This is a genomic window from Legionella fairfieldensis ATCC 49588 (assembly GCF_000621525.1).
Taxonomy (GTDB): Bacteria; Pseudomonadota; Gammaproteobacteria; order Legionellales; family Legionellaceae; genus Tatlockia; species Tatlockia fairfieldensis.
Genome location: NZ_JHYC01000020.1, coordinates 1 through 12164, shown reverse-complemented (window position 1 = coordinate 12164; position 12164 = coordinate 1). Strand labels below are relative to the sequence as shown.

Genomic DNA, 12164 nt, shown 5'->3' with positions numbered 1-12164 from the left:
TATCCTTTAACGATTCATCATGTAATTTGCTGTATCTAACATACGGTTGGAAAAACCCCATTCATTATCATACCAGGCTACTACTTTCACCAGATTACCTAACACTTTAGTCTGAGTTGCATCAAAAATAGCTGAGGCCGGGTTATGATTAAAATCGCAAGAGACCAAAGGATCATCGTTGATCTTTAGAACATCACTGGCTGCACGGCGCATGATGTTATTTACTTCTTCTGCGTTCGTTGTGCTCCGGGTAGTAAAAGTTAAATCAACAACAGAGACATTCAGGGTGGGGACACGCATCGCAAAACCGTCCAGTTTGCCGGCCAATTCAGGCAATACCAATCCTACAGCAAGAGCAGCTCCCGTTTTAGTCGGAATAATGGATTGAGTTGCCGAACGGGCACGGCGCAGATCGCTGTGGCTACCGTCCAAAAGCATCTGATCTTTGGTATAAGCATGTACCGTATTAACCAGTCCGTATTCTATACTCAAGGCTTCATGTAACGGTTGCACAACGGGTGCCAGGCAATTAGTGGTGCAAGAGGCATTGGAGACGATAATATCCGTTGCCTGTAAACGCTGATGATTAACGCCATAGACAATAGTAGCGTCAGCGTTTTTACCGGGTGCGGAAATCAAGACTTTTTTAGCCCCTGCTGCAATATGTTTCATGGCTGCGTCATACTGGGTGAAATGCCCGGTGCATTCGAATACAACGTCAACGTCAAGTTCTTTCCAGGGTAAATCCTGGGGAGAGCGCTCGGCAATCACTCGAATAGAATGGCCATCAACAACTAAATTGTGCCCATCCACCCGAACCTCCGATCCGAAATGACCGTGAGTAGAATCATAGCGGGTTAGATGAGCTGTCGTTTCTATACCTGACAGGTCGTTAATAGCGACCACATTAAACTGATTTTGGCGCTTATATTCATAAATAGCACGTAAGATACAGCGGCCGATACGGCCATAACCGTTTATCGCGACTCTTACAGTCATAGGGTTCTCCAAATTAGGCTGGCTCTTTTAAATACTTGTTAACATACCTCACCTGATTAAAGGTCTGATTTCAGCCGTTGCGTTTATAAACAGATGAAATCCAGACTTGGCTACATAGGCGAGAGACATGTCTACAACTCTTCTGACGAGTCAGCGTTTAAAATTGTAATTTTGTTATTAAACGTCCAGCATTTGCTCTATAGTGAAAAGAATGGTTTCAACAGTCAGATTTAAATCATTATAAGCCTGCGTGGCAGGTGCTGAAACACCAAAACAATCCAGTCCAATTACCGCACCATCCAGTCCAACAAAACGATACCAGTAACTGGTTGCCGCTGCCTCAATTGCGACCCGATGGCGCACTGATCGAGGCAAAACCTGTTCCTGATAATCCGCTTCTTGCATAAGAAAACGTTCACAGCAGGGCATGGAAACTACGCGAACCTGTCTATTTTTTATTTGTAATTGCGTTGCGGCAGCAAGTGCCAGCTGCACCTCTGATCCTGTTGCCAACAAGATAACATCCGGCTCTTTCTCACAATCCTTAAGAATATAACCCCCTTTCCTGATTAACTCCGCAGCATTGGGTGTATGCAGCAGGGCCGGCAGATTTTGCCGGGATAGCAATAATGCCGAAGGACCGGTGTGACATTCCAGTGCCTGTTGCCAGGCGATAGCCGTTTCCATAAGATCGGCAGGCCGCCATACCGCCAAATCAGGTGTCATGCGTAACATGGCGGCGTGCTCTATAGGCTGATGAGTAGGCCCATCTTCCCCCAATCCTATTGAGTCATGTGTAAGAACATAGATCACACGTTGTTTCATGAGCGCGCTTAAGCGGATGGCATTCCTGGCATAATCGGCAAAAACAAGAAAGGTTCCTCCGTAAGGAATAAATCCGCCGTGTACCGCTATTCCATTCATAATGGCTGCCATGGCAAATTCACGTACTCCGTAAAACAGATAATTTCCCAAAAAATTATTTGCAGTGATGGATTTCGAGCCGGACCAATCCGTATTGTTGGAACCTGTTAAATCGGCCGAACCACCTAACATTTCCGGCAAGTGTTTTGCAAATTCCTCAATACAAATTTGAGAGCTTTTTCGGGTAGCAAGCGCTTTATCGTTGCTGCGACATTGGTCAATAAACGCACTTGCCACGCTATCCCAACTATCTGGCAAGTCACCATTAATACGGCGTAAAAACTCATGATAATCAGTTTGATATGCTTGCTGATAAAGGTGACAGCACTGGAGCCAACCGTTTTCTTCCTTTTGTCCTTGTTCGATATGATTCCATTCGGCATAAAGCCTATCCGGAATTTCAAAGGGCGCATAAGACCAGCCAAAAGTTTCCCGTGCTTTAGCGACGCCTGCGCTTCCCAAAGGAGAGCCATGTGCTTTTTCACTACCGGCAACCGGTGAACCATATCCTATTATTGTTTTACAGATAATCAGGCTGGGGCGGGCGATTTCCTGACGTGCCTGTTCAATAGCCTGTTCGATTTCCCGAGGATCGTGACCATTAATGGGGCCAATAACTTGCCAATTGTAGGCATTAAAACGTTCAGCAGTGTTATCTGTAAACCAGGTTTCTACATTACCATCAATTGAAATACCATTGTCATCATAAAAAACAATCAATTTTCCCAAGCCTAAAGTACCGGCCAAAGAACAGGCTTCATGAGAAATACCTTCCATGAAACACCCATCACCTGCAAAAGTATAAGTATAATGATTTACCAGCTCCAAGGAGGGACGATTAAATTGAGTTGCCAATAGCTTCTCCGCAATAGCCATTCCTACCGCATTGGCTAACCCTTGCCCCAGTGGACCCGTTGTGGTTTCAACACCAGGAGTATGCCCATATTCCGGATGCCCTGGTGTTTTGGAATGAAGTTGACGAAAATTTTTTAATTCGTCAAGGCTTAGTTGATAGCCGGTTAAATGCAACAGTGAATAAAGAAGCATGGAACCATGACCATTGGATAAAACAAAGCGATCGCGATCAAACCAATGAGGATTTTGCGGGTTATGTTTTAAAAATTTTTTCCATAATACAGTAGCAATATCTGCCATCCCCAGCGGCATACCGGGATGACCTGATTGTGCCTTTTCAACGGCATCTATACTTAAAAAACGAATAGCATTAGCTAAATCAGTGGGACTCATGCGTTCTCTTGTACAATCGTTAAGGCCGCTATTGTCGCTCAGAAGACTCTAATCGGCAAGTTAGTGTGCCATTTACTGTAATAATAATAGGCAGAAAGTATTTTTCTATTCAAAAATCGTAATAATTCCTACAAAATTTTACTTTTTGTTTATTTATTGGCATGATTTTCAAATTTACATTAACTTGGACTCATATGACAATAGCATCGCAACGATTACTGTCTTTGTTTAACAGGGAGAAGACAGATAAGGAAACAACAGGCATCGATGTGATTTTTATATCCTCCCCGGAGAAAGGAAAAACGCCTTGGCAATTTGGCCAGATCCTCCTTGAACAACGGGATGAATTTTTTTATTCTCTTTTACCCCTGCATCTTAGTTTAGCTTTTGAATACAGCATTATTTGCGACCATCTTAAGCATAATTTTGCCAAAAAAAACAATTCAGACATAGAATTTACTGATGTCGAAAAAAAGGTGTTTATTCAACAATTGAGTGCCGCATTAAGAATGGCTGAGTTGTTGACTCATCTTTATCGTTATTATCTTTGTATACCCCGTGAAGTAGTTCGCTTACAAAATGAACAAGAGATCTATCGTACTTTATTAAAAGACTACTATAAATTTGAATGCTTACTAAAAGATAATGATATGAAATCAACTTCTTTAACGCAGGAGGTAAAAAAAAAGGCGGCATTAACCCTCTGGCCTCGCCTGTTTATTGTACGTTTCAGGCGCGTATTAACTACCCTGGCTCCTCTTATAAAAAGCAGTGATCTTTATTCTCACTTTATCGGGTTAATGAACCGACATACAGCCCTTATTTTTAATTATGTAGGATGGGTTTTTTATTTGCCCCGATTGATAACGAACATTATTTTACTTTTAAAACATCTTATTCCTGGCCCCTGGATGAGTGATAAAGAAAAACAAATCCCCTGGTTGGCTCGTTTTAAAACTCAGTTACAACGCCGTTGGTTTGAATTAGGTAATGACATAATGTGGTTGACAGGCGGTTTACTTTGCTGTTTTTTACTCACAGGTGCGTTGACACCAGCAGGGATGTATTTAACTGTCGGCTTATTTTTATCCGATGTAATTATGGCCTCTGGCCGGGCCTATCATGAACTTGGCCGCTTGAAAAAGCTACGCAGCAACTACGCTGAGCTGGCTAAAAGTAAACATTCTGAAATAAACCTTAATCTTATTACTGAACAAACGCTTTTGGATAAACATATTCGTTATGAACAACGACGTTTGTTATTCAGTGTGGCAAGCACCACCACTTTATTTTTAGCCATGTGTCTGGCTATTCCAGCGTTAGCATTTAATCCATGGTTTTCTTTTATCGGTGCAGTAATAGTTATTACTGTGACCTTATTTAATTTTCTGGCAGTAAAAAAACTTGAGCAACAAAAACCTGTAGTGAACATTAAGAATTTAAAAGAAGAAGGCCAATTAATTCTGCAGGCCAAAAAAATTGAGCGGCCATTTTCATCGGTCAAAACAAAGCCTATTTCTTCTTCCTCTTCTCTATTAATGTTTGGTCGCAACAATAATTCACAGCTACCGCATTCCGCCAGTGAATCAAACCTGCCCTCTTTTGAGCCCTTTAAAAGCCCTTAAGATAGAGACGCAACCCATTCGATGTTATGCTTAACCATTTACAATAGAGGAATGTATGTCAACAACAGTTCTACCGCAATTTACTAATTTGGATGTTGATAATTTTAGTACACGTCTTGAGGCCATGTTACAGGCCAATTTACAACAAATAACAACGATCCTTACCCAAAACAATCAGTTCACCTGGGATAATCTCATGCGCCCCCTGGAAGACATGGATAATGAACTGGAACGTTTTTGGTCACCTTTATCGCATTTACACGCTGTTGTTAATTCAAAAAAATTACGCGATTGTTATCAGGCATGTTTGCCCAAATTATCAGCTTATGAAGCAGCAATTGGCCATAATCAGGCATTATATGAGGCGATTAATTCATTAGATAAAAATGTGCTTGATAAAGTACAAGGCAAAATAGTAGAAGACGCCATTCGTGATTTTAAGTTAGCAGGCGTTGCTTTATCTTCGGAAAAGAAACAGCGGTTTGAAATAATTCAAACTCGTTTATCAGAATTAGCCAATCAATTCGAAAATAATGTTCTGGATGCCGGTCAAGCTTTTACTCTACCTATTAATGATGAAAAACGATTGGCGGGTTTACCCGAACATGCCATCCATACGGCACGTGAACTTGCGGCAGAAAAAGGACTATCAGGGTGGATGTTAAATCTGGAGTTCCCTTGCTATCTTGCCGTCGTGACTTATGCAGAAGACCGATCACTGCGTGAGCAGATGTACTACGCTTATGTAACACGCGCCTCTGATCAAGGACCTCATGCCGGGCAATTCGATAATACCGCATTGATCAATGAAATATTAGCGCTGCGTCATGAAAAAGCTGTTTTGCTGGGTTTTACCAATTACGCCGAATTATCCCTGGCTACCAAGATGGCAGGATCAGCAAAACAGGTCATTGATTTCCTGAATAACCTGTCTGAACGCGCTTATCCTCAAGCAGAATATGAATTTAACGCCTTGAAAGCATTTGCCGCAAAACATTATAATCTTCCCGAACCTGCTCCTTGGGATTTGACCTACTTATCAGAAAAGAAAAGACAATCGCTTTATTCAATATCACAGGAAGAACTACGCCCCTATTTTTCGCTAAATAAAGTGATGTCTGGCTTGTTTACCATAGTTAACAGGCTTTATGGCATGACTATGAAAGAGATTAAAGACGTTGATGTTTGGCACGCTGATGTAAAATGTTATGAAGTACTTGATGAAGATAAAACGATTCGAGGCTATATTTATGTTGATTTATTTGCTCGTCAGCATAAACGCGGAGGCGCCTGGATGGATTCTTGCCAGAGCAGATATAAATTAAGTAATGGCGACATTCAGTTACCCATTGCTACACTTACCTGCAATTTTGCCAAGCCCTCAGCAAACAAAATGGCAACGCTTTCTCACGATGAAGTCATTACTTTATTTCATGAATTGGGCCATTGTTTGCATCATGTTTTGACGAAGGTAGATTATTTAGGAGCTGCTGGAATCAATGGAGTAGAATGGGATGCTGTGGAATTGCCCAGTCAATTTTTCGAAAACTGGTGCTGGGAACAGGAAGCCCTTCAGCTATTAACCGAGCATATTGATACGGGCGAGGTATTACCTGAAGGCTTATTTAAAAAATTATTGGCAGCTAAAAATTTTCAGTCCGCAATGGCGATGATGCGTCAACTGGAGTTTTCCTTGTTTGATTTTCATCTCCATTTGGACTTTATACCTCAAAGCAAAGGTTTTGTAGAAAAAATTCTCGCCCAGGTACGTCAACAAACCACAGTCGTTCCTGTTGCGCCTTATAACCGTTTCCAGCATAGTTTTTCACATATTTTTGCGGGTGGTTATGCCGCGGGCTATTATAGCTACAAATGGGCCGAAGTTCTTTCCAGCGACGCCTTTGCCCGTTTTGAAGAAGAAGGAATATTTAAACAACAAACCGGTCGAGATTTCTTACAGGCCCTATTAGAGATCGGAGGATCACAAAAAGCGGCCGATGCCTATTTAGCTTTTAGAGGACGCCAGGCAACAATTGATGCGTTGTTAAGGCATAACGGTATTCATTGAATTGCTTAGAGGTGTATTGAAAAAATTCATACAACAAGACATTTATGCTTTTCTCTGTGTTATAATTAATACATGGGGGCGACCTGGCTTCGACGCGGGTTGCGAAACCTGAGGGGCATGCCGAGAATGAGAACTCTCGTAAATCAGACTCACTAAATATAAATGCAAACGATGAAAACTTTGCAGGTGAAGCTATCGCTGCTTAAGCTTTGATAGTTTAACCGCACCGTGCGCTGCCATAAAACCAGCGCCCCGTTGACCGAGCTTGCTTATCGGTATCGAATCAACGGTCATAGAAGATAAGCTCGCATTTTGGTACGTCCCGCATCAAAATGTTAAATTAAGGGAATCGCCGTGTACTATCCTGCCTGTCGGAGAGTCCACGGTTAACATAAATAGACAAGGCTACGCATGTAGAACTGACGGCAGAGGATTTGCGGACGCGGGTTCGATTCCCGCCGCCTCCACCATATTGACTTCCAAAGAATTCCAAAAACATCTTATAGGCCTTGAAATAAATGCCTTTTTTATTTATCCCGCGTCCAATAATGTTTAGGGAATGGCAAATTGACAGAGGAGCAACTTGAAATTCGCCGTTTACGTGAGGAAGTCCGACGGTTGCAAATTGAGAAAGAAATATTAAAAAAGGCAACGGCCTTCTTCGCGAAAGAAATGAAGTGAAATATTCATTTATTGCTCGTTAGAAGAAGGCTTTTACTGTTGATATGATGTGTCAATTATTAGGTGTTACCCGCTCTGGATATTATAGTTATTACCAGCGGGAAAGAACAAAGCCGGATGCTCTGGAACACAAAGAGTCATTGTATGGGGTAAAAAAAATTGCTGAATCCAGCCAGTTTACTTATGGAACACGTCGGATAAAAAAGGATTGAATGCAATGGGGTATCCAGTGAGGAGGAGAAAGACACGCTCCCTAATGCGAGAAGCGCACGTATTTTTTCGATATCGAAAAAAATACAAAGTAACGACGAACAGTGACCCCAAAAAACCTATTTTTGAAAACGTTTTAAACCGACAGTTTCAAATGACCGAACCTGATCGTGCCTATGTTTCCGATATCCCTTATATCTGGACACATGAGGGCTGGTTATATCTGACAGTTATGATTGATTTGTTTTCCCGAAAAGTGGTTGGCTGGGATATGAGTTCCAGAATGAAAGCCGATGTTGTTTGCAATGCGTTGACCATGGCGACATGGCGCAGAAGACCTGAAGCAGGTTTGATTGTGCATTCTGACCGAGGCTCTCAGTATGCCAGTAACCAATATCGGAGCCTTCTGAACAAGCATTATTTTGTCGGCAGCAGGAGCAAAAAAGGCGATTGTTGGGATAACAGTGTGGCGGAAAGTTTCTTCGCGCGTCTGAAAGAGGAACGGGTTCATTGGCGCAATTACCAAACCAGACAGGAGGCTAAACAGGATATTCTGAATTACATTACGATGTTTTATAACAGCCAAAGATTGCATTCGTCTTTGGGATATATGAGCCCGAATCAATTTGAAAATCGATATCGGGATTTAATGAAAAGTTGCTTAACTGGGTTGTACAAATTTGCTTGACCACATCAATTCATTGTTTTACAAATTAATCCAAACTGTAATAAATGAGCATGTCTTCCCTCTAGCTCTTCAAAAAATAAGATATCAGGTACAGCAAACTGATAAGATAGACTAAACATAGCGCTCGTTAATTTACCGCACTCAATATCAATTAATACGCATGCATCACTGATAACAAGCAACATCTTGGCTCTCCATAGCACGCAAAGATCTAAATGATTCAACCGGAATATTCATTAGTTCAGCGGCTTTAGATTCACCAATATATTGTTCGGCAAGTGCATGAAAAATCATTTGTTCAAAAATGTGAGCTATTTCTTTTGGATATTGTTGGCCTGGTTCTTTTTTTGACCATCCGCGATCATTAAATTCTGCACGTATTTGACGATAAATATTATTAGAGATAATTCCAGTTTCTTCCGCGCGGTGCAAAATACTAGTCATACTAATCCCAAATTCTTGCTTCAATAAACTTAGCTCACGTGGTTCAATTGAATTTCGGCGTATTCCTAAAACATTTATAAGAGACTGTCTTGGTAATAGGAATGCACCGGCAAATCTATTGCAGCAACTCTCAATATCTAAATTATCCCCAAGACGGCTATCTAATAAAAGATGGCCTAATTCGTGCGCTAAAGTAAATCGTTGCCTATCACCAGGACTTTGATTACTAACAACGAAAATAGGCATTTCATTGACCTTTACATAGAGTCCATCAATTTTGGGATATTGTTGATTGTCAATTTGAAATACTTTTATACCATTTTCTTCAAATATATCAATTAAATCAGGAATAGGATCAGAGCCTAAATTCCATTGTTTTCGGATCTGATCGGCTAACTTTTCAATATCATCAATATGATTAACTATCTTAGGTAGATTTTTAATTGAAAATGGTTGCACTGGTGGGGTTGGAAATAAACCTTCAAGTTCAACACGGCGTTCAATTTGATCTAATACTATTGCACTGATCTCTTCCAGTTGGCGCGCGGGCATATCAGCGTGCTTCCGATATTGGATGTTTTTCAAAGTAAAACGTTCTGGTCTAAAAAAATACTCCACTTTGACGTGAAGCGCCTTCGCCAGCTTGATAAGAACATCTGAAGAAGGAGTCACCTCATTGTTTTCGTATTTCTTAACGGCAGCATGACTCAGCGCAATTTGTTCTCCTAAATTACGTAGAGACAAGCCTGATGCTTTTCGTGCTCTTTGAATTCGATTACCTAACATGATCAATCCTCGTAGTTTACATTTATAATTATATACTATATTTTTGTAAACTTTAAATTTATTTGATATATTCATCACAGGTGTTGGGTGTTCGCGAACAGAAGAACATTTTAATCTATTGATAATAGTAATAATAAGAAGAAATCTATGGATTCCGCGCGTGATATATCTACTGGCAAAATCATTGAGGCTGAACAATTGTGGCTTCTATCGCCTATCAATGCTAATAATTATATGTGTAGAGGTTGTAATGCAATAGTTACTCCTTGTTCATATCAGCCAAAAAATAAAAAGCGTCCTTATTTCAGTGCAAAACAAGGGCATAAAATTGATTGTGATGTAGATGGTGAAATTGAGTTAGTTAAGCGAGCAAGAAAAGAGCGTATTACCACTCAAGAAGGTTTCCCTGGCAATTTCCCAAGGAAACTGGTATTGCATGACAAGCGCCCTGTAGTCGCGGCTATTTGTACTGGTTCATCTCATATAAGCGAATCTCAAGCGACTCAATATAAGCCAATCAATATAGATAATAACGACCATTGCCGAACTGCATCAACTATACGGCCAATTTGTCGCGTATTTATCAATTTTCCTTTTGATCGTGATCTCCCTTTAACTGTGCCTGAAATTTCGAGTAATACTTATCAATATGTTTTTTGGTCTCTTAAAAGAAATCAAATTATACTTTACCCACAATTAAAAATTTTTTATGCGCCTATTAGTTGGAAAGCTTTGGTTATAGAGAGTGATCATTTAGATATTCAATTGAATGCTGGTGAATGGGGAGAAAAAGGATTTAGCCGCTCTTACAAAGTCAAAATCAATTGGAAAGACTGGGGAACAGCAAAACGAAACTATGTTACTAAAGAAATAGAAATTGCCAGATTAGAAGCTATAGAAGCTGGTAAGTGTGGAGATAAGCAGAAAGGATGGTTATTTTTTATTGGAAAACAGGATAGCATTGACCCATCAATTTTTCATGTTGAGGATCACAGACTTATATGTTGTTTGGTTGCGGAAATACTCTATCCGAAATAAGGTGCCATGAGGAGTCTGTATTTAATTTTGCTTTTGTAGACATGTGGAATTGGGTTCAATTCCAAGAGTAACACCGCCCAAACAGGGGCCTATTTGGGGGCTTATTCAAAAACCACATTGAAATAATTATTTATTATCAATCAATTAGATATCCAATGTTATGGACGCCTCCCCATATAACTTATTGACTTATAAAGAATAAATAGAAGAACCTTCAAATCGCGGCACCATATCGGCACCATTTCTCATCTAATAATTATTAAAGGGTTTTAAGTGGATTTAATCCAAATTGGTGGTATTGCTGGTGCTATCACTGGTTCCATATCATCACATTTTTGGGCAAAAAAGCGAACTAAAGACTCGGGTTTAAAAAGATTAGAACGTGAAATATACGGATTATTAAATATAATTTCATTTTCATTTCTTATGCAATATTCAGAACTATTTAATTTAAAAAAAAATTTACAACTTCGATTAGATGTCTTGAACACTCCAGAAAAAATGCAAATAAGAAATGAAAGGATTAAAGTATTTCAGGATTTTTCACTAGATTTTTCCATAGGCATAAAATTTCAGCATATAGGCGATTTAGTAAGTCTAATTTCAAATCGTTTTCCTGACTATCAAATTAAAACCCGGCCACTTTTCAAAGTTGTTATATAGCCAATAAAAAATATACAGAAATGCTTTCCATGTTCCTGAAATATGGCGATATGAAAAGGAGCATTGATAAGGAAGAAAATATTACCTGAGTACTAGACATGGCGCGCATCTTGTTTATTTTTTTTTCAAACAAATACAGGTAACCGACCACAATGATAGCGGTCACGCCTACCCCTCGGGCGAGCAGAGGAATCCTGTCATTTAATTGATCAATAAAGAGATATACCCCGGAGCATCGAGAAAAAAAGAATTGAAGTGCATACAACTTTATGATCAAATTTGTTTACGAAGACAAAACTTATCAAGAGATGTATGCACAAGCAGTTATTTTGCCAGAACTTATTCGATAATGCACTAAGCACCTGTATTCATGCTATAAGAAAAAAATGTTTGGTTCGCTTCTTAAGTGATCTAATGGACTATGATACCACGCTATCTGTGACAGAGATTGGCAAAAAGTTAACATCGAAAGCCACGGTTAATCGGTATTGCACAGGCGTCATGCTGTTTAAAGCCTGATGCGGCCGTTCCTCATTGTACTCCTTTATCCACGCTTGGGTGATTTCTTTCACCTCCGTTAAACTTCTGAATGCGTACCTATTCAAGACTTCCGTTCGGTAAGTCCGGTTAAATCGTTCTATATAAGAGTTTTGCGTAGGCTTTCCGGGCTGGATGAACTCAAGCTTAATACCATGTTGCTCCGCCCATTCAGTCATCGCGATTGAAATGAATTCAGGACCATTATCCAGTCGCAGTTTCTTTGGGTAACCTCTTATTTCGGCAATTTGAT

General features: G+C 40.1%; 9 protein-coding genes, 1 other RNA gene and 2 pseudogenes. 7 read left to right on the top strand and 5 right to left on the bottom strand.

All coding sequences use genetic code 11. The features are described 5' to 3' along the window. Positions 1–6: 6 nt before the first annotated feature. Together gap and tkt are read right to left on the bottom strand one after the other, a co-directional pair. A complete protein-coding gene (gene gap, locus T345_RS0107110; protein WP_028388734.1) occupies positions 7–999 on the bottom strand; it encodes a type I glyceraldehyde-3-phosphate dehydrogenase in 993 nt (330 codons plus the stop codon). Between the two features lie 177 nt (positions 1000–1176). Further along, positions 1177–3171, bottom strand: coding sequence for a transketolase (gene tkt, locus T345_RS0107105; protein WP_028388733.1), 1995 nt, complete (start codon positions 3169–3171; stop codon positions 1177–1179). A gap of 194 nt (positions 3172–3365) precedes the next feature. Here tkt and T345_RS13805 point away from each other — a divergent pair, with 194 nt between their 5' ends. From T345_RS13805 to T345_RS13790, 4 genes and pseudogenes are all read left to right on the top strand, one after another. Continuing rightward, on the top strand, positions 3366–4796 hold the full coding sequence (locus T345_RS13805; RefSeq protein ID WP_131777752.1) for a hypothetical protein: 1431 nt from the start codon (positions 3366–3368) through the stop codon (positions 4794–4796). 55 nt (positions 4797–4851) lie between these two features. Then, entirely contained in the window at positions 4852–6864 is a 2013-nt protein-coding gene (locus T345_RS0107095) for a M3 family metallopeptidase (RefSeq protein ID WP_028388732.1), read from the top strand. 74 nt (positions 6865–6938) lie between these two features. Next, positions 6939–7334: a transfer-messenger RNA gene (ssrA, locus tag T345_RS14790) on the top strand. A gap of 85 nt (positions 7335–7419) precedes the next feature. After that, a pseudogene (locus T345_RS13790) lies at positions 7420–8443 on the top strand (IS3 family transposase); the annotation flags it as partial. 5 nt (positions 8444–8448) lie between these two features. Here the strand turns inward: T345_RS13790 and T345_RS0107080 are convergent. Both T345_RS0107080 and T345_RS0107075 read right to left on the bottom strand, forming a co-directional pair. Then, the gene (locus T345_RS0107080) at positions 8449–8628 is read right to left on the bottom strand and encodes a PIN domain-containing protein (RefSeq protein WP_028388731.1); all 180 of its coding nucleotides are present in this window, start codon (positions 8626–8628) and stop codon (positions 8449–8451) included. After that, on the bottom strand, positions 8609–9673 hold the full coding sequence (locus tag T345_RS0107075) for a helix-turn-helix domain-containing protein (protein ID WP_028388730.1): 1065 nt from the start codon (positions 9671–9673) through the stop codon (positions 8609–8611). The genes T345_RS0107080 and T345_RS0107075 overlap by 20 nt, the downstream gene beginning before the upstream one ends. Before the next feature lie 147 nt (positions 9674–9820). On the opposite strand from T345_RS0107075, the gene T345_RS15335 reads away from it, so the two are divergent. The 3 genes and pseudogenes from T345_RS15335 to T345_RS14785 form a co-directional block, all read left to right on the top strand. Next, positions 9821–10711, top strand: a complete 891-nt coding sequence (locus T345_RS15335) for a hypothetical protein (RefSeq protein WP_028388729.1) — start codon at positions 9821–9823, stop codon at positions 10709–10711. A gap of 273 nt (positions 10712–10984) precedes the next feature. After that, positions 10985–11374, top strand: a complete 390-nt coding sequence (locus tag T345_RS0107065) for a hypothetical protein (RefSeq protein ID WP_028388728.1) — start codon at positions 10985–10987, stop codon at positions 11372–11374. Between the two features lie 312 nt (positions 11375–11686). Then, positions 11687–11854, top strand: a pseudogene (locus T345_RS14785) (IS4-like element ISLpn1 family transposase); the annotation flags it as partial. Here the strand turns inward: T345_RS14785 and T345_RS13785 are convergent. Next, positions 11794–12164, bottom strand: a 371-nt coding sequence (locus tag T345_RS13785) for an integrase core domain-containing protein (RefSeq protein WP_035918424.1), incomplete at its 5' end; no start/stop codon positions are given. The pseudogene T345_RS14785 and the gene T345_RS13785 sit on opposite strands and share 61 nt — an antisense overlap.

Coding starts and splice junctions, on each gene's coding strand:
- gap (WP_028388734.1), bottom strand. CDS start 999: ATGACTGTAAGAGTCGCGATAAACGGTTATGGCCGTATCGGCCGCTGT.
- tkt (WP_028388733.1), bottom strand. CDS start 3,171: ATGAGTCCCACTGATTTAGCTAATGCTATTCGTTTTTTAAGTATAGAT.
- T345_RS13805 (WP_131777752.1), top strand. CDS start 3,366: ATGACAATAGCATCGCAACGATTACTGTCTTTGTTTAACAGGGAGAAG.
- T345_RS0107095 (WP_028388732.1), top strand. CDS start 4,852: ATGTCAACAACAGTTCTACCGCAATTTACTAATTTGGATGTTGATAAT.
- T345_RS0107080 (WP_028388731.1), bottom strand. CDS start 8,628: ATGTTGCTTGTTATCAGTGATGCATGCGTATTAATTGATATTGAGTGC.
- T345_RS0107075 (WP_028388730.1), bottom strand. CDS start 9,673: ATGTTAGGTAATCGAATTCAAAGAGCACGAAAAGCATCAGGCTTGTCT.
- T345_RS15335 (WP_028388729.1), top strand. CDS start 9,821: ATGGATTCCGCGCGTGATATATCTACTGGCAAAATCATTGAGGCTGAA.